Annotated in this window: 10 protein-coding genes; 5 read left to right on the forward strand and 5 right to left on the reverse strand. The window is 73.6% G+C overall.

Going from position 1 to position 19,388, the window contains the following annotated elements; genetic code table 11:
* Nucleotides 1–113: 113 nt before the first annotated feature.
* The 3 genes from ACFV8H_RS21450 to ACFV8H_RS21460 all read right to left on the reverse strand — a co-directional run bounded on the left by ACFV8H_RS21450 (nucleotide 114) and on the right by ACFV8H_RS21460 (nucleotide 4,684).
* Nucleotides 114–1,238, reverse strand: a complete 1,125-nt coding sequence (locus tag ACFV8H_RS21450; RefSeq protein ID WP_380402153.1) for an alpha/beta hydrolase — start codon at nucleotides 1,236–1,238, stop codon at nucleotides 114–116.
* 52 nt (nucleotides 1,239–1,290) lie between these two features.
* Complete coding sequence (locus tag ACFV8H_RS21455; protein WP_380402156.1) at nucleotides 1,291–3,795, reverse strand: penicillin acylase family protein; 2,505 nt, start codon at nucleotides 3,793–3,795, stop codon at nucleotides 1,291–1,293.
* 214 nt (nucleotides 3,796–4,009) lie between these two features.
* Entirely contained in the window at nucleotides 4,010–4,684 is a 675-nt protein-coding gene (locus ACFV8H_RS21460) for a cutinase family protein (protein ID WP_380402159.1), read from the reverse strand.
* A 187-nt stretch (nucleotides 4,685–4,871) separates the two neighbouring features.
* Between ACFV8H_RS21460 and ACFV8H_RS21465 the strand changes: the two genes are divergently transcribed.
* The 3 genes from ACFV8H_RS21465 to ssuE all read left to right on the forward strand — a co-directional run bounded on the left by ACFV8H_RS21465 (nucleotide 4,872) and on the right by ssuE (nucleotide 7,087).
* Nucleotides 4,872–6,200: an HAD-IIIC family phosphatase gene (locus tag ACFV8H_RS21465; protein WP_380402162.1), complete on the forward strand. Its 1,329-nt coding sequence runs from the start codon at nucleotides 4,872–4,874 to the stop codon at nucleotides 6,198–6,200.
* Entirely contained in the window at nucleotides 6,197–6,430 is a 234-nt protein-coding gene (locus tag ACFV8H_RS21470; protein ID WP_380402165.1) for a phosphopantetheine-binding protein, read from the forward strand. The genes ACFV8H_RS21465 and ACFV8H_RS21470 overlap by 4 nt, the downstream gene beginning before the upstream one ends.
* A 117-nt stretch (nucleotides 6,431–6,547) precedes the next feature.
* Nucleotides 6,548–7,087: an NADPH-dependent FMN reductase gene (gene ssuE, locus ACFV8H_RS21475; protein WP_375893191.1), complete on the forward strand. Its 540-nt coding sequence runs from the start codon at nucleotides 6,548–6,550 to the stop codon at nucleotides 7,085–7,087.
* A gap of 316 nt (nucleotides 7,088–7,403) precedes the next feature.
* On the opposite strand, the gene ACFV8H_RS21480 is transcribed toward ssuE, so the two are convergent.
* Both ACFV8H_RS21480 and ACFV8H_RS21485 read right to left on the reverse strand, forming a co-directional pair.
* Nucleotides 7,404–9,254 carry an acyl-CoA dehydrogenase gene (locus tag ACFV8H_RS21480; protein ID WP_380402168.1) on the reverse strand — a complete coding sequence of 617 codons (1,851 nt, stop codon included), beginning with the start codon at nucleotides 9,252–9,254 and terminating at the stop codon, nucleotides 7,404–7,406.
* Between the two features lie 99 nt (nucleotides 9,255–9,353).
* Nucleotides 9,354–10,700, reverse strand: a complete 1,347-nt coding sequence (locus ACFV8H_RS21485; RefSeq protein WP_380402171.1) for an MFS transporter — start codon at nucleotides 10,698–10,700, stop codon at nucleotides 9,354–9,356.
* Nucleotides 10,701–11,512: 812 nt separating this feature from the next.
* Here ACFV8H_RS21485 and ACFV8H_RS21490 point away from each other — a divergent pair.
* Nucleotides 11,513–17,554 (forward strand): acyltransferase domain-containing protein, encoded by a 6,042-nt coding sequence (locus tag ACFV8H_RS21490; protein WP_380402174.1) that lies wholly within the window; start codon nucleotides 11,513–11,515, stop codon nucleotides 17,552–17,554.
* Nucleotides 17,551–19,377: an amino acid adenylation domain-containing protein gene (locus ACFV8H_RS21495; RefSeq protein WP_375890442.1), complete on the forward strand. Its 1,827-nt coding sequence runs from the start codon at nucleotides 17,551–17,553 to the stop codon at nucleotides 19,375–19,377. Before ACFV8H_RS21490 ends, ACFV8H_RS21495 begins: the two co-directional genes overlap by 4 nt.
* Nucleotides 19,378–19,388 lie beyond the last annotated feature (11 nt).

The following is a 19,388-nucleotide window of genomic DNA, read 5'->3' on the forward strand; positions in this document are numbered from 1 at the left end:
GTGGATGCACACGAGCGGTTCCCGAACGAGGCCGACAGATCCCGTTGAGGACCCGAGGTCAGTCAGGAGGCGGGTCAGACCTGCCCGGGAACCGCTCATGAACATCCTCACTGTCAGGAGGCGAAGGCCCGCTCCAGCCGGGGGATCAGGTCCCGGAGGTCCTGTTCCCAGCAGTAGGCGTTGTGGCCGCCGTTGCACTGGCTCCCCCAGGCGGAGCCGTCGCCGTAGTCGACGTAGTAGTAGGGCATGCCCAGGGCGTCCATGTGCTCCTTGACGTGCTTGGACGCGCCTTCGAGCCAGAACTCCAGGTCGGTGGGCGAGCCGTGTCCGTTGCCGACGTAGATGGAGACCCCGACGCCGGCGAGCCGGTCCATGTGCTGGGAGGGGTCGGCCGCGTTCCACCGCCAGTCCGCGTTGAACACCGGGTAGGGGGTGCCGAACAGGGCGTCGCTGTCCACGCCCGGCTTGTAGGGGTCGTTGTTCGGGTCACCGCAGGACCCGGAGGCCGAGCCGCAGAGCGCGCCCTGGGCGTCGATGAGGGAGGCGACGACGGCCAGTCGCAGGTCCATGGAGTCGGCCGACAGGTCGATGTCCCCGGACAGGGACGCGGTCTGGCTGAACAGGTCGGGGCGGTCCTGGGCGTAGTGGAGGGCGCCGAACCCGCCCATGGAGACCCCGGCGACGGCGCGGCCCTTCTTGGTGGCGACGGTGCGCAGGTTCGCGTCGATGAACGGGATCACCTGGTTGAGGTGGAAGTTCTCCCAGTTCTGGGCGCCGAGCTGGGTGTTCTGGTTGAGCCAGTTCGCGCACCAGCCGCGGGCGCCGCCGTCCGGGATGACGGTGATCATCGCGTTGGACGTGGTCAGGGCCGGGTAGTTCTGCTGGATCGGGTCGTCGGGCGAACCGTGCAGGAAGTACAGCACCGGGTAGCGCCGGGTCGGGTCGTCGCCGTAGCCGCTCGGCAGGATGATCTTGATGTGGTGCTTGCCGGTGACCTCGGGGGTGGTGACGGTGAGGTAGAAGTTGGTGGGGCCGCCCACGCTCGTGTCGACCTGGGTCAGGCCGTACCCGTCCGTCATCCGCGGCGGTAGCCCGGTGCCGACCGCGGCGGCGGCCCGGGCCGGAGCGGTGGCCTGGGCGGGAGCGGCCGGAGCGGCCGTGGTGGCCGTCCCGAGGATGCCGGCGACGGCGGCCAGCAGGGCCACCAGCCTTCGCCGGCGGTGCGGTGTCCTCGTCATGGTGGTCCCCCTCGTGGGTGTGGTCGGGTGCGGCGCGGTCTCGGCCGGGGTCTCAGTCAAGGACCTTGACCTCCAGGGCCGGTGAGGCCGCGATCTGCTCCTCGGTGTAGCGCTCGGGCGCCCACTGGCCGGTCGAGAACAGCTTGGTCTGGTCGGCGTAGTGCGGCGAGTTCGGGTTGGCGGACTGGGAGTAGGCCAGCACCGAGGCAGCCTGCGGCGGCCCGTCGGCGGTGAACCGGGTCTCCTGGATGAAGCTGGAGCCGAAGGTGATGTCGAACTTGCCGTCGACCGTGCCGGGCGTGACCACGTTCAGCACGCCCGTTTCGTGGATCGCGCCGGGGACCGGGATCTGCTCGCCGTTGCGGGTGACCTTCTGGACGTCCGACAGCCGCGCGTCCAGCGCGATGCCGGCGTTGCGCAGGGAGAGCACGGCCCGGGCGACCGAGTTGCGGACGACGTCGTTGCCGGCGTCCAGCGAATTGGGCGTGTGCACCGGGTCCTTGGGGTCGAAGGGCACCCGCCAGGGCAGCTTCTCGATCGCCTGCCCGCCGCCCAGGAGGAACCAGACGTTCTCGAACAGCCAGGAACCCCGGCTGTCCGGCGTGAACTCGTGGTTCCAGGCGGCCAGGATCGGACACGCCTCGCTGATGTTGACCAGGTTGCCGTCCACCAGCACGAGCCCGAACGGCGCGCCCTGGCAGGCGCTCACGGTGGCGTTGAGGGCCAGGTCGGCCGCCCGGCTGTGGTCGGAGAACAGCAGTTGCCGCATGGTCTCCGGGGTGAAGCCCCGGCCCGGCAGGCCGTCGGTGCCGTTGATCCGGTTCTGGGCGGTGAGGATCAGCTGCTGGGTGCGCAGCGTCCGGGGTGCCGCGCTGTCGCCCATCACCCGGGGGAAGGACAGCGGCTGCTCGGGGTTGGCCAGCCAGGCGCTGTCGTTGGCGTTGCCCACGAAGTCGGAGCGGATCAGCCGCGGTTGCCGGTGCGGGTCCATCAGCCCCGGCGCGACGGCGTTCGGGTCGTTCGGCCAGTCGCACTCGCTGCGTTTGCCGTCGAAGATCGACACCGGTGGCACGTTGGGCTGCCGCAGCGACTGGTTGAACAGGATCTGGCCGGTCAGGGTGAGGCAGGACTGCGCGTGGGCGTCGGTGATGTTCGGGGTGGCCTGGATGTCCGCGTAGAGCGCGTTGCCCTTGCGGTCCGAGGCGACGGTGTTGAAGAAGGGGACGCCCTCGGTGGTCTCCAGGACGTTCACCACCTCGTTGACGTCCTTGGCCTGGTCGAGGTGGAACCAGGTGTTCAGCGCCCGCAGGTTGTCCATGTTGGCGTCCCGCACCGCGTGCGCGCTCACGACCCAGGGCAGCGGGATGCCCTGGACCGAGGTGGTGATCGGGCCGTAGCGGGTGGCCCAGAGGGTCCTGGTGACCCGGCCGACGGAGCCGTCCGGGTTCAGCACGTCGACCCCGACCTGCTGCGAGGTCATCGGCGTCCAGACGCCGTCCACCAGGTAGTTGGTGGGGTGCAGCGGGTCCACCTGGACGTCGAACAGGCCGAACGGGGCCACCGTGGCGACGGTGTGGCTCCAGGCGACGTCGTCGTTGTGCCCGATGTTCACGGCGGGCAGGCCGAGCAGGCTGGCCCCGGAGACGTTGAAGCGGCCCGGGATGGTCAGTTGGGCCTGCCACATCCGGTTCTTGCCCTGCCAGGGGAAGTGCGGGTTGGCCAGCAGCATGCTGGTGCCCCCGGACACCCCCTGGGCGCCCACCGCCAGGGCGTTGCTGCCCATGCTGCCCTGCTGCCGGGCGGCGGCCATCGCCTCGCGGATCCGGTTGCCGGTCTCCTCCGGCGAGAGCTGCGGCGCGGCTGCGGCCGGCAGGGCGGCACCGGGCTGGGCGGCACCGGGTTGGGCGGCGACCGACGCGCCCGGGGGTGCGGCGTTGACCTCGCCGTCCACCAGCGGGTCGGCGCTGCCCATGATGATCTCGGCGTGGGCGTGCCGGTAGACGTCCAGTTCGGTGATCGGCCGTACCCAGGCGGCGCCGCGGCAGGCCGGGTCGGTGATGTTGCCGACGCCGGTCTCGGCCAGGTACCGGTTGTAGCCCTGGACGTAGCCGCGGATGGCCTCCTTGACCTCCGGCTCCGGGCCCCTGGGCGCGGGCTGGTCGATCAGCCCCTCCACCACCCGGTTGTCGTTGATCCGCTGGAAGTAGAGGTCGCTGTTGAGGTTGGTGGTGATGTTCTGGTTCTGGCCGGGGCTGGCCTTGCCGTCCGGGCCCAGGTAGCGGGAGCGCTGGGCGTTGACCATCAGGTAGGTGTCGGCCAGGGTGCAGATGTTGTCCTTGGCGGCGGCGTACCCGTAGCCCTCCCCCAGCCCGGCCAGGTCGGCGGCGATGATGTGCGGGATGCCGTACTCGGTGTAGCGGATCGTCGGTTTGTCCGGTGCGCCGGCGGTGGCCGCCGGTCCGGCGGCCGGTGCTCCGGCGGCCATCGTCGTGCCCATCAGTGCCACCGCGGCCAAGACCGCCACCGGCAGCCTCGCTGTGAGTCCCCTCCGCGCCATCGGGCCGTCCCTTCCCTGTCATCCGAGGGTTTTGTCCGTACGCGGCCACGCTAGGGAGGGGCGATGACAGACCGATGACGCAGGCCCCCGCCACCGCCCCGGCCCTCGCCCCCGCAGACGACTCACCACCTGCCGGTGGCCGGGCGGCGCCCGGGCACTGACAGGTGGTGAGGGAGCCGGTTGCGGGCCCGGCGGCTACGGGCGGTACGGGCGGCTACCAGCTCGCCGGGTACCAGGCGCCGTTGTACCACTGCTCGTTGGCGCTGTCGTTGTGGTGGTCCATGTTGAAGTCCTGGGGGTAGTCGTTCATGTGGTTCGCCGGGTAGGTCCAGATACCGGCGGACTCGTCGCAGACGTAGTCCCAGTGGCAGATCGTCTTGACGGGGATGTTGCCGAAGAACCGGTCGGCCCCCGCCAGCGGGGCGCCGATGATGCCGCCGAACGGCACGGCCCCGCCGTTGGCCCCGGGCGGGCCCTGGCGCTTGGGGTCGGCGACCAGGATGGCGTTGACGTTGCCGAAGGTCTGCCAGTTCTCGGTCACCCACACGTGCACCACGCCGGCGCCCAGCGAGTACCCGGCCATCTTGACGTGCTGGTCGGGACAGGCCGCACGCTGGTCGCGGACCAGCCGGTTCAGCTCGTTGACGCCCGCCCGGGTGCTCGCCCCGTTGGGGATCTGGGTCGGGTAGCCGACGTGCTGTTGGATGTTGCCGGTGAAGTTGTCGTGGTCCCACGAGCTGCCGGTGCCCCCGACGACGATCGTGTAGGTGCCCTCGCACGGGGCGGCCACGCGCGTGGTCGCCGCCTGTGCCGTAGCGCCTTGGGCCGCCGTCAGCCCCACCGTCAGCAGGAGCCCGGCGGACGCGGCGGCGATCTTTCGTGCTTGCATGGCGTTTCCTCCCCACGAGGTCGGCCCACCCGCCCGCTCCGTTGCGGTGCGTGGTGGGCTCAGGTCACCGGAGGACCATCGCAGCGGGCGATGACAGAGCGATGAAGCCGATCGTCCGGGGGGCGCCGCGCCCGGTCAGGAGCGGCGGGCCGGGCGGCGGCGCGGGGTGCCGAAGGCGCGCAGGAAGGTGGACACGACCGCCGACCCGGCCCACGCCCTGCTCGACCTCCGCCGTCAGGGCCGCCTCGCCGCCGAGTACCCCGGCGTCCGAGCCCTGCTCGCCGAGGGCGTCCCGGTCACCGACGCCCGGCTCGACGTCTACGCGAAGGCCCACCTCTCCGAGCCGCTGCTCGCCGCCTACGCCCGCGAGGCCGGGCACCTGGCCCGCCACCTGGCCGGGCTGACCCGCAAGGTGCTCGTCCTGGACCTGGACCAGACGCTGTGGGGCGGCATCCTCGGCGACGACGGCCCGGAGGGCGTCGAGGCGGGCGGGACGCCGCGCGGCGAGGCGTTCCGCGGGTTCCAGCGGGTGGTCAAACAGCTCGGCTCCCAGGGCGTGCTGCTCGCCGCCGTCAGCAAGAACGACCGCGAGCCGGTCCTGACCGTCCTGCGGGAGCACCCGGAGATGACGCTGCGCGAGGCGGACTTCGTCCGGGTGACGGCCGACTGGCTCCCCAAGCCGGCCGGGATCACCGACCTCGCCGAGGCGCTCAACCTGGGCACCTCCGGCTTCGTCTTCGTCGACGACTCGCCCTACGAACGCGGCCTGGTCAGACGGGAGTTGCCCGAGGTCGCGGTGGTGGCACTGGACGAGGAACCGGCGCTGCACGTCGAACGGCTGCTGTCCGACGGCTGGTTCGACGTCCGTCGGCTCACCGGTGAGGACCGCGAGCGCGCCGCGCTCTACCGGGGCGAGGTCGCCCGCAGCGACTTCCTCCAGGGGTTCGACTCGCTCACCGACTACCTGGACGAGCTGGGCATCGAGGTCAGGCTGCGCCCACTGGCCGCCGAGGACCTCCCCCGGGTCTCCCAACTCACACTGCGGACCAACCAGTTCAACCTGACCACCCGCCGCCTCCAGCCCGCCGAGGTGGCCGCCTTCGCGGCCGCCGAGGGCTCCGGGGTGCTCACCGTGCGCTCCGCCGACCGCTTCGGCGACAACGGCCTGGTCGGCGCGGTCTTCCTGACCCGGGAGGGCGAGGCGCTGCGGATCGACAACTTCCTGCTGAGCTGCCGGGTGTTCTCCCGCGGCATCGAGCAGGCGGTGCTCTCCGCCGTCCTCGGCCTGGCCGCCGGCACCGGCCTGCGCGCGGTCACCGGCCACTACCGGCCCGGCCCGCGCAACGGCACGGTCAAGGGCCTCCTCCCCCGGTACGGCTTCGCGCCCGCCGACGACCCGGCAGCCGCCGACGGCGGCCTCGCCTTCCGCCACGACCTCGACACCGAACTGCCCCCGCCCGGCCACCTGCGGCTCGACGCCGAGCTGGCCGGCCTCCTGGAAGGACACCCCGCATGACCGCCCCCGACGGCCTCGCCGAACTGATCACCGTGGCCGCCACCGAACTGGGCCTGCCGCTCGGCCCCGAGGACGCCGAGGTCGACTTCGACGACCTCCCCGGCTGGGACTCGCTCCACCTGCTGAGCCTGCTCACCGCCCTGGAACGCCTCAGCGGCCGCCGGCTGTCGCTGCCCGACCTGCTGGACGCCCGCACCCTCGCCGAGATCCACCGGATCGCCACCGTCTGATGCCGGTCCGCACGCCGTACGACGACCCACCCGGGCGTCGCCGGGCGTCGCACGAGGACCCACCCGCACGTCGCATCACGACCCACCCGCCCACCGCACCGCCCGATCGAGGTTCCCATGGCCCGCATCCTCACCCTCTCCGGCAGCCCGTCCCCCGTCTCCCGCACCACCCGCCTGCTCGGGGCGGCCGCCCACCGCCTCGAAGCCCGCGGCCACCACGTCACCGCGCTGGAGGTGCGCCGCCTGCCCGCGGAGGTGCTCACCGGCGCGGACGTCGCCCACCCCGCCGTCGTCGAGGTCGCCGAGCTGCTGCGGCGGTCCGACGGCGTCGTGGTGGGCACGCCCGTCTACAAGGCCGCCTACTCGGGCCTGCTCAAGTGCCTGCTGGACCTGCTGCCGCAGTACGCCCTGGCGGGCCGGACCGTGCTCCCGCTGGCCACCGGCGGCTCACCGGCCCACGTCCTGGCGGTGGACTACGCCCTGCGGCCGGTGCTCACCAGCATGGGGGCCGCGCACGTCACCCAGGGCTGGTTCGTCCTCGACCGCGACATCCTGACCGCGCCGGACGGCAGCACCGCGCTCTCCCCCGGCGCCGCCACCGCCCTGGAGGAGGTGGTCGACCGGTTCGCCGACGCCCTGCCGACCCCGGTGGGCTGACCCGCCACCTCTCCTACGGGTAGCACCGGTCAGCAGGCCGCCTCCCGGGACGCCGGGTCGCCCGGGGCCGTCGGGGCTGTCAGGGCTGTCAGGGCTGTCAGGGCTGTCAGGGCCGTCGGGCTTCGTGAAGGACACCGACATCACCAGCGAGACCGATCCCGTCCCGTACTGCTGACCGCCGGGCCCTGCCCACCCACGATGGTCTCCAATCGACTGACCGACCGGGACCCGGAACCGGCAACAGCAGGAGCGAACCGCGAACAGCGGTGACGAACCGGGCCCGCCGGCCGTGACTCCGCCCCCGGCAGGACCACCCTCAGAACGCGTCGTCCGGAATCTCCACGGCAGTCCGGTCCAGACTCTCCAACAGCCGGAACTGGGCCTCGGTCCCGGGCAGTTCATGCCGGAAGAAGTACCGGCAGGCGTGCCGCTTCCCCTCGTGCACGGGCTCGGCGCCCCCGTCGGCGGCGAGCAGCTGCTCCAGCCACAGCCAGGCCACGACGGTGTGCCCGACCGCTTCGAGGTAGACGGTGGCATTGGCCAGCGCCGTCTCCGGGTCCCCCGTCGCCCACAGCCGCCGGGTGACCGGGACGATGCGCCGGACGGCCTCGTCGAGCTGCCCCGCGTACTCGGCGGCCTCGCCCCCGGCGCTCGCGGCGCGGGCAGTGGTCGCCGAGACCGTCTCGACGAGCAGGCGCAGGCCCGCGCCGCCGTCCATGACGACCTTGCGGCCGAGCAGGTCGAGGCCGTGGATCCCGTGGGTGCCCTCGTGGATGGGGTTGAGCCGGTTGTCGCGGTAGAACTGCTCGACGTCGTACTCCCGGGTGTAGCCGTAGCCGCCGTGCACCTGGATGGCGAGGCTGTTGGCCTCCAGGCACCACTGGGAGGGCCAGCTCTTGGCGATCGGGGTGAGGACGTCCAGCAGCAAGTGGGCGCGGGCGCGGTCCTCCGGGGAGGCGCCGGTGCGCTCCTCGTCGAGCAGTCGGCCGCAGTACAGCACCAGGGCCAACGCGCCCTCCGCGTAGGACTTCTGGGCCAGCAGCATCCGGCGCACGTCGGCGTGGGCGATGATCGGCACCTGGGGCGCGTCCGGGTCCTTGGCCCCGACCGGACGGCCCTGGGGGCGGGTGCGGGCGTAGTCCAGGGCGTGCAGGTAGCCGGTGTAGCCGAGCGCGGTGGCGCCGAGGCCGACACCGATCCGGGCCTCGTTCATCATGTGGAACATGTACGCGAGGCCGTGGTGCGGCTCGCCGACCAGGTGTCCGACCGCGCCGGGCTCGCCGCCCGGCCGGTGCACGCCCTCGCCGAAGTTGAGCAGGGTGTTGGTCGTCCCCCGGAAGCCCATCTTGTGGTTCAGCCCGGCCAGTACGACGTCGTTGCGCTCGCCGAGCGCGCCGTCGGCGCCGACCAGCACCTTGGGCACGATGAACAGCGAGAGGCCCTTCACCCCGGGCGGCCCGCCGGGGATCCTGGCCAGCACCAGGTGGACGATGTTCTCGGACAGCTCGTGGTCGCCACCGGAGATCCACATCTTGTTGCCGAACAGCCGGTAGCTGCCGTCGGCGCGCGGCTCCGCCCGGGTGCGCAGGTCGGCGAGCGAGGAGCCGGCCTGCGGTTCCGACAGGCACATGGTGCCGAAGAACCGCCCCTCGACCATGGGCCGGACGTAGGTGTCGATCTGGTCCCGGCTGCCGTGCGCCAGCAGCAGGTTGGCGTTGCCCACGGTGAGGAAAGGGTAGCCGGAGGTCCCCGGGTTGGCGGCCTGGAACCAGGCGAAGCAGGCGCTGGCCACCACGGAGGGCAGCTGGGCGCCGCCGACCTCCTGGTCCATGGCGCTGCCGAGCAGTCCGGTGTCCGCGAAGACGGCCAGCGCCTCCCGGACCTCGGGGATGATGTGCACCCGCTCGCCGTCGAAGCGCGGCTCCTCGGCGTCGTTCCGCTTGTTGTGCGGCGCGAAGTGCCGGGTGGCGACCTGCTCGCTGAGGTCCAGGGCGGCGTCGAAGGTCTCCCGCGAGTGGTCGGCGTACCGGGGGCGCGCCGTGAGCGAGCGGACGTCCAGCCACTCGTACAGCAGGAAGTCGAGGTCGCGGCGGGAGAGCAGCAGGGACGGCACGGGGTGGCGCCTTTCGCGAGTGACTAAGCGCTTGCTTGGCTTCGTCAGCAGCATGCTCCACCGGACCGGAGCCGTCAACCGTCGCGAGCGGGGCCCGCGGGCCGGGTGCGGGGTCCGTCGGGCGCGGAGCCCATCAGGTACGGGGGGGGTCCGTCAGGTGCGGCGACCCGCGGCGATGGCGGCGGCGCCGAGGAGGCAGGCCGCGGCGGCGGTGACGTAGGCGAGGTGGTAGCCGTCGAGCCGGTCCGCGCTGGTCCCGGCGACCAGGACCAGCAGCGCCACCCCGACGCTGGCGCCGATCTGCTGGGTCACCACGTTGACCGCCCCGGCGACGCCCTGCCGTTCGGCCGGGACGCCGGCCAGCCCGGCGGTGGTCATCGAGGGGAAGTTCAGGCCTTGGCCGATGCCGCTGAGCACCAGGCCGGGGAGCACGTGCACCAGGTAGGAGCCCTCGTGCGGGGTGCCCAGCCAGAGCCCGGTGCCGACGCCGATCAGGACCAGGCCGACGGACATCAGGGCGCGCGGGGTGAAGCGGGCCAGCAGCCGGCCGGTGGCGAAGTTGGCGGTGAGGAACACCGCGGCGGACATCGGCACCAGCGCCAGGCCGGACTCGAACGGGGAGTAGTCCAGCATCCCCTGGAGGTACAGCGGCGCGAAGAACAGCATCCCGACCGAGCCCGCGTACTGGAGGAACGCCGCCAGGCTCGCCGCCCGGACGGAGCCGAGCCGGAACAGGCCGAGCGGGAGGACCGGGTCGGCGGTGCGGTGCTCCCGCACCACGAACAGCACCAGGCAGAGCGCGGCGGCGGCCAGCACCGTCCAGGCCGTGGCGCCGGAGCTGCTCACCCCGACCACCAGCAGGGTGAGGCCGAGGGTGCCGGCGACCGCGCCGGGCAGGTCCAGCCGGCCGCGGTGCCCGGGGCCGTCGGGCAGGCCGATCCTGGTCACCGCGAGGACCGCGGCCCCCAGCAGCACCGAGAACCACAGCACCGAACGCCAGCCGAGGAACTGGGTCAGCACGCCGCCGAGCAGCACGCCGCCGCTGAAACTCGCGGCGCCGACCGCCGCGTAGACGCTGAACGCCCGGTTGCGGGCCGGACCGGCCGGGAACGCCTCGGAGAGCAGGGCCAGCGCGGCCGGTCCCGACAGCGCGGCGCCGACGCCCTGGACGGCGCGCGCCCCCAGCAGCACCCCGATGTTCGGCGCCACCGCCCCGACCAGCGCGGAGACGGTGAACACGGCGACGCCGACCTCGAACACCCGCCGCCGGCCGAGCACGTCGGCCAGTCGGCCGCCGACCAGCAGGAAGCCGGCGAAGGTGACGGCGTAGGCGGTCATCACCCACTGGAGGGTGGTGTCGGCGAGGTCGAAGCGGCTGCCGACGGAGGGCAGGGCGGCGTTGAGCACCCCGAGGCCGCTCACGTCCAGGGCGAGCGCCCCGGCCAGCACCCCGAGGGCCAGTCCCGGTCGGGTCAGCGGCTGCACCGCGACCTCGGTCATGCCCGGCCGCCGGAACGGGCGGCCCGGCCGGTGCGGCCCGGTGCACCGGGCGGTGCAAGCGCCGGGCACCGTGCGGGGCCCCGAGGGGCTAAGGAGCGGTCGACGCAGGCTGACGCTGTCTCAGGGCTCGCAACTGGCATGGGGGTCAGCTTGCCCGCGCTGATCGTCCGCTGTCCACCCCTCGCCACTCGCGGGGAATGTCGACGGCACTCCAACTCCCTTGCCATTCAGGCAGGTTCGCCGTATCGCGCGCGAACGAAAGCCCGCCGTGCAGCGGTTCATCCGCCGTCGCCACCGTTCGACCGGAGCCGTTCGATCGAGTAGGTCGAATCGGACACTTTGGCGATCGGATCCCGCCACTGCCCGGACCGGCTCGCAGACGACGCTTGTCTCACCAATCGCCAAGTGGCACTCTCATACCCGCTGGTCGGTAAAGACCCGGTGATCCGCTGCACATCGATTCGCACAGCTCGCACACACGTTGCGCCAGACTCGATCGACCGTCCGATCGACCTTCCGATCGACCTCCGCATCCAGGGCGGACCGGGACACCAGCGCCGCGCGGTCCCCGGCGACGACAGCGCCGACGGACCGGCCGGCAGGCGCCGCGCCGCACGCGTCGGCGAGAACTTCACAGTGGGCCGCTGTTGCGCGATCACCCGAGCCGATCCGAGCGATTCGAGCCGCTGATCCGCACGTCCGCACGCGGCTGATTCAGGCTGTCGCGAGCCGTCCGGCCGGGCAGTCCCGACCCACCCGCTCCCCCCGTCCATTCCCCCGTTCCTTCCTTCCGCCCTGCCCAGGGAGTCGCCATGCCCCAAGAACGCACGGTGCCGGACCTGTCCGCCGTCACGGACTTCCTGCTCTCCCGCGTATCCGAACTGTTGGACGTGTCCGCGAACACCCTGGACCCCCGGGCCCCGCTGCACCGGTACGGGCTGGACTCCGCGCGGTCGGTGGCGCTCGCCGCCGAGCTGTCCGCGTTCCTCGGGCGCGCCGTCCCCGCCACCTGGCTCTGGCAGTACCCGACCGTCGGCGAGCTGGCCCGGGCCCTGGTCGAGGGTCCGCGCGAGGCGCAGCCCACCCGGGGCGCCGAGCGCGGCACCCGTACCCACGAGCCGGTCGCGGTCGTGGGCATCGGCTGCCGCTTCCCCGGCGGTCCGGACCCGTCCGCGTTCTGGCGGCTGCTGGTGGAGGGCGGTGACGCCGTCGGACCGGTCCCGGCCGCGCGCCGGGGGCTGATGAACGACGCGGTCCGCTGGGGCGGGTTCGTCGACGACATCGACCGGTTCGACCCGCTGTTCTTCGGCATCTCGCCGCGCGAGGCCGTCCAGATGGACCCGCAGCAGCGGCTGGTCCTGGAACTGTGCTGGGAGGCCCTGGAGGACGCGGGCATCGCCCCGCACACCCTGCTCGGCAGCGACACCGGCGTGTTCATGGCCTCCTGTTGGGGCGACTACGCCGCCCTGGCGCACTACCGCGGGCCCGACGCCCAGATCACTCCGCACACCGCGACCGGCATGCACGACGGCATCATCGCCAACCGGGTCTCCTACGTCCTGGGGCTGCAGGGCCCGAGCATGGCCATCGACGCCGCCTGCGCGGGCTCCCTGGTCTCGGTGCACGTCGGCTGCCAGTCGATCCAGCTCGGCGAGAGCGACCTCGTGCTGGCCGGCGGCGTCAACCTGAGCTTCGTCTCCGACTACTACACCGCGATGGACGCGATGGGCGCGCTCGCCCCGGACGGCCGCTGCAAGTCCTTCGACGCACGGGCCGACGGCTACGTCCGCGGCGAGGGCGCCGGTGTCGTCGTGCTCGCGCCGCTCAGCGTGGCCCTGGAGCGCGACCTGCCGGTGTACTGCCTGATCAAGGGCAGCTCCTCCAACAACGACGGCCTGAGCAACGGGATGACGGCGCCGAACCCGCAGGCGCAGGAGAAGATGCTGCGCACCGCGTACCGGCGGGCCGGCATCGACCCGCACCTGGTGGACTACATCGAGTGCCACGGCTCGGCGACGCCGCTCGGCGACCCGATCGAGGCCAATGCGATCGGCGCCGTCCTCGGCGGCGACCGCACCGAGCCGCTGCGGCTGGGCTCCGTCAAGTCCAACGTGGGCCACCTGGAGGCGGCGGCGGGCATCGTCGGGCTGGTCAAGCTGGCGCTGTCGATGCGCAACGGCGTGCTGCCGCCGAGCCTGCACTACAGCACGCCGAACCCGCAGATCCTCTTCGACGAGTACCGGATGACCGTCCAGGACCGGTTGACGCCCTGGCCGCGGCGCTCCGACGCCCGCCGGGGCGGGGTCAGCTCCTTCGGCTTCGGCGGCGCGATCTGCCACGTCGCGGTGGAGGAACTGCCGCGCCCCGAGGGCTCCCTGCTACTGCTGGCCGCCGACTCCCCGGAGGCGTTGGCGGACCGGGCCCGGGCCCTGCGCGACGCCACCGACCTGCGCGAACTGTGCCGCCGCTCGCCCGGCGGGGGTGCGTTCCGGCTCGCGGCCGCCGCCCGTGACCTGGCCGAGCTCCGCACCCAGCTGGACGCCTTCGGCGCCGGGGCGCCGGCCCGCGGGCTGAGCGTCGGCGAGGCGACCGGGCGCCGCCCGCGGGTGGCGTTCCTGTTCTCCGGCAACGGCTCCCAGTGGGTCGGCATGGGCCGCCAACTGCTGGCCGGAATGCCGGTGTTCCGCCGCTCGATGCTGCGCTCCGACCGGCGGATGAAGGAGCTGCTGGGCTTCTCACTGGTCGAGCAGCTGCTCTCCCCGGACGGCCGGCTGGACGACATGGACGTCTTCCAGCCGCTGCTGTTCTCCCTCCAGGTCGCGCTGGCCGAGACCTGGCGCGCGCTGGGCGTGGAGCCGGACGTGGTGGTCGGGCAGAGCGTCGGCGAGTTCGCCGCCGCCCATGTGGCCGGCGCGCTCGACTTCGACGACGCCTCCCGGCTGGCCGCCCACCACGGCCGGCTGCTCCAGCAGTTCGCCGTCGGGCGGGGCGAGGGCATCGTGGTGATGACCGCCGCGGACGAGGTCGCGCCGTACCTGACCGGCGGGCTCACCCTCTCCGGCCGCAACGGCCTGCGCTCCTCCCTGGTCACCGGCACCCCGCAGGAGATCGACGGCCTGGTCCGGCGGCTCACCGACGCGGGCGTCACCAACCACCGGGTGCGGATGGGCCACGCCCCGCACTCCCCGCTGGTCGACCACGTGCTCGCCCCGTTGAAGGTGGAGCTCGACGGCATCCGCCCCCGGAGCACCCGGATCCCGATGATCTCCACCGTCACCGGCGAGGCCGTGGACGGCGCCGAACTCGGCCCGGACTACTGGGCGGAGAACCTGCGCCGGGAGATCCGGGTGGTCGACGCCCTGACCGGCCTGCGCGGGTACGACGTCGACGCGGTGATCGAGCTCAGCCCGCACCCGCTGCTGCTCAAGTCGGTGTCGGAACTGCTCCCCGCCGCCACCCTGCCCTCGCTGCGGCGGGGCGAGGACGAGGCCGTCACCCTGCTCGGTTCGCTCGGCGCGCTGTACGCCGCCGGGCTGGCCGTCCCGGCGCACCCGTTCCTGGCCGGTGACCGGGGCCGGCACACCGCCCCCGGCCAGGCCGACCCCGCCCCGGAGGGCCGGCTGCACCTGGTGCCCGTCACGGCCCGGACGGCGGGCGCACTGGCCGACACCTGCCGCGAACTGTCCAACCGCGTCGAACGCGACCCCGGCCTGCGGGTCGCCGACCTCGCGTACACCCTCGCCGCCCGGCGCACCCACCACAACCACCGGATCGCGCTGTTCGCCCGCAGCCGGCAGGACGTCCTGGACGGCCTCGCCCGGGTCGCCGCCGGCCGGCCGCACCCCGAGGTCCTCACCGGGGCGGTCTCCGGGAACGTCGACCGCCGGGTGGCGCTGGTGTTCTCCGGCGGCGGCACCCAGTGGGTCGGCATGGGTCGCGAACTCCTGCGCTCCCACGCCGGGTTCCGCACCTGGATGACCGCCTGCGACGCCGCCGTGCGGGCGGCCGGCGGCTGCTCGGTGCTGGAGCAGCTGGCCGCCCCGGCCGAGCGGGCCCGGTACGAGGAGATGGACGTCCAGCAGCCGGTGCTGTTCGCCCTCCAGGTGTCGCTGGCGAAGGTCTGGCTCGGGCTCGGCGTCGAGCCGGCCGCCGTGGTCGGGCACAGCCTGGGCGAGGTCGCGGCCGCCTGCGTGGCCGGGGCGCTGTCGCTGGAGGACGCCGCCCGGGTCGTGGTCACCCGCTCGCACCTGCTGGAACGCAAGGCGGCCGCGGGCGCGATGATCTCGGTCGACCTGCCGGAGGCGGAGCTGCTGCCCCGGCTCGCCCCGTACGCCGCGCACGCGGCCGTCGCCGTGGTCAACAGCCCCACCAGCGCGGCGGTCTCCGGCTCACCCGAGGCCGTCGACGCCCTGGAGGCCGATCTGCGGCGGGAGGGGGTGTCGGTCCGCCGGATCCGGGTCGAACGGCCGGTGCACAGCCCCGGCATGGACCCGCTGCTCCAGCCGCTGCGCGAGGGCATCGAGGGCATCACCGCGCTGCCGCCCGTCATCGACTTCCACTCCACCGCGCTGGCCGAGGCGGTCAACCCGGCCACCGACGTGGACTACTGGGTGCACAACCTGCGCAACCAGGTCCGCTTCGCCGAGACCATCGGGGCGCTGGTCGACCGGGGCGTCGGCACCTTCGTCGAGATCGGCCCGCACGAGACGCTGCGCGGCGCCGTCGAGGAGATCGCCCTCACCCGCGGGGCGCGGGTGCACGCGGTCAACTCGCTGCGGCGCGAGGAGAGCGACCTGCGCTGCCTGCTGGGCGCGGCCGCCTCGCTGTACGTCCGGGGCCTGCCGCTGACCTTCGACCCGCTGTTCGACGACGACGTCGAGCCGGTGGAGACCCCGCTGGTGGCGTGGCAGAAGGAGCGCTACTGGATCGACACCGAGCCGCAGGCCGCCCGCGCGTCCGCCCCGTCGGCTCCGCCGGTCGCCACCGCCACCGCGCCCGCGCCCGAGGCGGCGGCGGTCGTGCAGGCCGTCGTGCAGGCCGGGCCCGAGCCCGCGGCGCGGCCGGTGGCGGAGGTCGTCCTCGCCGAACTCGCCGACGCGCTGGGCGTGCCGGTGAGCGGCTTCGACACCGGCGCCTGTCTGCGGGACTTCGGCCTGGACTCGATGGTGGGGATCCGGCTGGTCAACCGGATGCAGGCGCTGTTCGGGCACCGGGTGTCGCCGGTGGTGTTCCTGGACGGCCGCCCGATCTCCGAGGTGGTCGGCCACTTCGTCGAGCTCACCGGCGGCGGCGCCCCCGCACCCGCCCCTGCCCCGGTTGCCGCGCCGACTCCCGTACCGGCCCCCGCCCGCCCGGCGGACCACGCCTTCCTCGACGAGCTCTCCGAGCTGGACGCCGAGGAACTGCTCGACGAACTGGACGCCCGCGGCCTGCTGGACGCCACCGACGCACCGGCCCTGGAGCAGCTGCGCGCCGACGACCTGGGCCTCACCCTGGCGCCCGCCTCGCACGGCCAGGCCTCGCTCTGGTTCATGCAGATGGTCTCGCCGGACGCCGTCCCCTACAACTTCATGGTGACCGCCCGGATCCGCAGCGCGGTCGACGAGAAGGCCCTGGAGCGCGCCGTCCGGGCCGTGACGACCCGCCACCCGGCGCTGCGCACCCTCTTCGTCGAGGCGGGCGGGCGGCCGTACCAGGTCGTCCTGGACGAACCGGTGTACGAGTTCCTGGCACTGGACGGCTCCGCGCTGGACGAGGAGCAGGCCCGCGAGGAGCTGGCCCGGCAGGGGCACCGGCCGCTCGACCTCGACAACGGGCCGCTGGTGCGGGTCGTCCTGCTGAGCCGGGGCCCGGCCGACCACTACCTGCTGGTGCTGGTCCACCACATCGCCTCGGACGCGGCCTCCGCCGATGTGATGATCCGCGAACTCCAGGCCTCCTACCAGGGCGCCGACCAGGGCTCCTGCCAGGGCGCCGACGCACCCGCCGCCCCGTACACCGAGTTCGTCGCATGGGAACGGCAGTGGCTGGCCGGGCCGGCCGCCGCGGCGGCGCTGGACTGGTGGTCGGCGAAGCTGGCCGACCCGCCCGCCCGCCTCGACCTGTCCGACCGGGAGCGGCCGCCGGGCGTCACCTACGAGGGCCGCGACCTGGCGTTCCGCTGGAGCGCCGAGGAGACCAGGCTGCTGCGGGAGTTCGCGCTGCGCGAGGGCGTGTCGATCAGCACCGTGGTGCTGGCCGGGTTCTTCGCCACCCTCAACCGCGCGGTCGGCACCGAGGACGCGGTGCTGGCCACCGCGATCGCCCAACGGGCCGAGCCCGGCTGGGAGTCCGCCGTCGGCTACTACCTCAACACCGTGCTGGTCCGGGCCAACCCGGCCGCCGACCGCAGTTTCCGCGACCTGCTGCGCGAGGTGCACGACTTCTCGCTCGGCCTGCTGGAGCACATGAACTACCCCCTCGACCTGCTGGCCTCCCGGCTCCGGCCGCCGCGCGCCGAGGGTCGCTCCCCGTGGTTCGACGTGGTGGTCAACTGGCTCTCCTCGGAGGCCTTCCCCCGCTCCGTCAAGCTCTTCCACGGCGTCGGCTCCACCCTCACCCCGGACGGCGCCCTGCCGCTCGAACCGCTCCAGGTGCGCCGCCACCTCGCCAAGTTCGACCTGGAGATCTCGATGGCCGACATCGACGGCGAAGTGGCCGGCCACGTCCAGTTCAAACCGAGCTACCTGGAAAGGCACACCGTGACCGCACTGCTCGCGCTGTACCGCACCGTGCTCTTCGACTCGATCGCCCGGCCCGGCCTCGCCCTCGGCGCCGTCGCCCCGGCCGGCCTGCCCGAGGAGGCGGACCGGTGACCGACACCCTGCACTCCGCCTTCGTCGAACTGGCCGCCAAGAACCCCGACGCGATCGCGGTGTACGCCGAGGCCGGCGTCCTCGGCTACGGCGAACTCGACCGCCGCTCGGCCGAGTTGGCCGAACGGCTGACCGCCGCCGGGGCCGGCCCGGGCGTCCCGGTCGGGATCTGCGTCGAACGCACCCCCGACCTGCTGGTCGCCCTCCTGGCCGCGCTGCGCAGCGGCGCCTGCTACCTGCCGCTGGACCCGAACTACCCCGCCGACCGGCTGGGCCTCATGGTGCAGGACAGCGGCACCCGGCTGCTGCTCACCACCCCCGCCTCCCGGGCGAGTTGCCCGCCCGGCCCGACCGTGCTGGTGCTGGACGGCGCCGCGGTGCGCACCGAGCCGGGCGCGAGGCCCGTCCCGGTCGTGCCCGGGGACACCGCGTACATCATCTACACCTCGGGCTCCACCGGCCGGCCCAAGGGCGTGGCGGTGCGGCACGGCGGCGCGGTGGCGATGCTCGCCGCGATGGACCGCGTCCTGGAGGGCTGCGACCTGAGCGGGGTCGCGGCGGCCAGCTCGGTCTGCTTCGACATGTCCGTGATGGAGATCTTCAACGCGCTGTGCCGGGGCGGCGCCGTGGTGCTGGTCGAGAGCGCCGTGCACCTGCCGGAGAGCCGGTACGCCGACCGGATCACCCACCTCAACGCCGTGCCGTCGGTGATGAACGGCCTGCTCGACGCCGGGGCGCTGCCGCCCAACCTGCGCACCGTGGTGTTCGGCGGCGAGGCGCTGCGCCGCAAGCTGGTCGACCGGACGTACCGGGAGACCGGCGCCACCCGGGTGTTCAACGCCTACGGCCCCACCGAGGGCACCGTGTTCTGCTCCTTCGGCCTCGTCCCGGAGGAGTCGGCCGAGGAGCCGACGATCGGCCCGCCGACCGAGGGCGCCCTGGTGTACGTGCTGGACGAGCAACGCCGGCCCGTGCCGACCGGTGCCCCGGGCGAGCTGTACCTCGGCGGCGCCGGGGTCGCGCACGGCTACGTCAACCGCCCGGAGACCACCGCCGAGCGCTTCCTGCCCGACCCGTTCCACCCGGGCGGGCGGATGTACCGCACCGGCGACCTGGTCGCGTTCACCGAGGGCGGTGAGCTGCGCTTCCTCGGCCGCACCGACCACCAGGTCAAGCTGCGCGGCTACCGGATCGAGCTGGAGGAGGTCGAGGCCCGGCTGACCGGCTGCCCCGAGGTCCGGGAGGCCGCCGCCGCCGTCCGCGGCAACCGGCTGGTCGGCTACCTGGTGCCCGCGGGCGACGGCCCCGCCCCGGACGGGCCCCGGCTGGACGCGGCGCTCCAGGGCGCCGTCACCGCCCGGCTCGCCGCCGAGCTGCCCGACTACCTGGTGCCCGCCACCCTGGTGGTGCTGCCCGCGCTGCCGCTCGGGCCGGGCGGCAAGCTGGACCGCAGCGCGCTCCCCGAGCCGCCGGCCGCCGGCACCGGCGGGCCGACGACCGCGCCGAGCACGCCCACCGAGCTCGCCCTGGCCGAGATCTGGGGGCAGTTGCTCGACCTCGAACCGTCCGGCATCGACGTCCAGGCCGCCTTCTACGACCTCGGCGGCGACTCGCTGCTGCTGATCCGGCTGGCCCGGCTGATGACCCGTCGCTTCGACCGGCGGGTCCGGGTGCCCGACCTGTTCAGCTTCCGCGACATCGCCTCGCTCGCCCGCTGGCTCGACGAGGAGGAGGGCGCGACCCCCGAGGTGGTCCAGTCGGCCCGCCGCCGGGCCGGCGCCCGCCGCGCGGCCCTGCGCGGCCGCCCGGCCGGCGACCGCTGAGCCCGCGACCC

The organism is Kitasatospora sp. NPDC059827, from assembly GCF_042731675.1.
Lineage (GTDB): Bacteria > Actinomycetota > Actinomycetes > Streptomycetales > Streptomycetaceae > Kitasatospora.

Bases quoted from the DNA above. Each gene is read 5' to 3' on its own strand.
- ACFV8H_RS21480 (WP_380402168.1), bottom strand. From the start codon at position 9,254: ATGCTGCTGACGAAGCCAAGCAAGCGCTTAGTCACTCGCGAAAGGCGC.
- ACFV8H_RS21460 (WP_380402159.1), bottom strand. From the start codon at position 4,684: ATGCAAGCACGAAAGATCGCCGCCGCGTCCGCCGGGCTCCTGCTGACG.
- ACFV8H_RS21490 (WP_380402174.1), top strand. From the start codon at position 11,513: ATGCCCCAAGAACGCACGGTGCCGGACCTGTCCGCCGTCACGGACTTC.
- ssuE (WP_375893191.1), top strand. From the start codon at position 6,548: ATGGCCCGCATCCTCACCCTCTCCGGCAGCCCGTCCCCCGTCTCCCGC.
- ACFV8H_RS21470 (WP_380402165.1), top strand. From the start codon at position 6,197: ATGACCGCCCCCGACGGCCTCGCCGAACTGATCACCGTGGCCGCCACC.
- ACFV8H_RS21450 (WP_380402153.1), bottom strand. From the start codon at position 1,238: ATGACGAGGACACCGCACCGCCGGCGAAGGCTGGTGGCCCTGCTGGCC.
- ACFV8H_RS21455 (WP_380402156.1), bottom strand. From the start codon at position 3,795: ATGGCGCGGAGGGGACTCACAGCGAGGCTGCCGGTGGCGGTCTTGGCC.
- ACFV8H_RS21485 (WP_380402171.1), bottom strand. From the start codon at position 10,700: ATGACCGAGGTCGCGGTGCAGCCGCTGACCCGACCGGGACTGGCCCTC.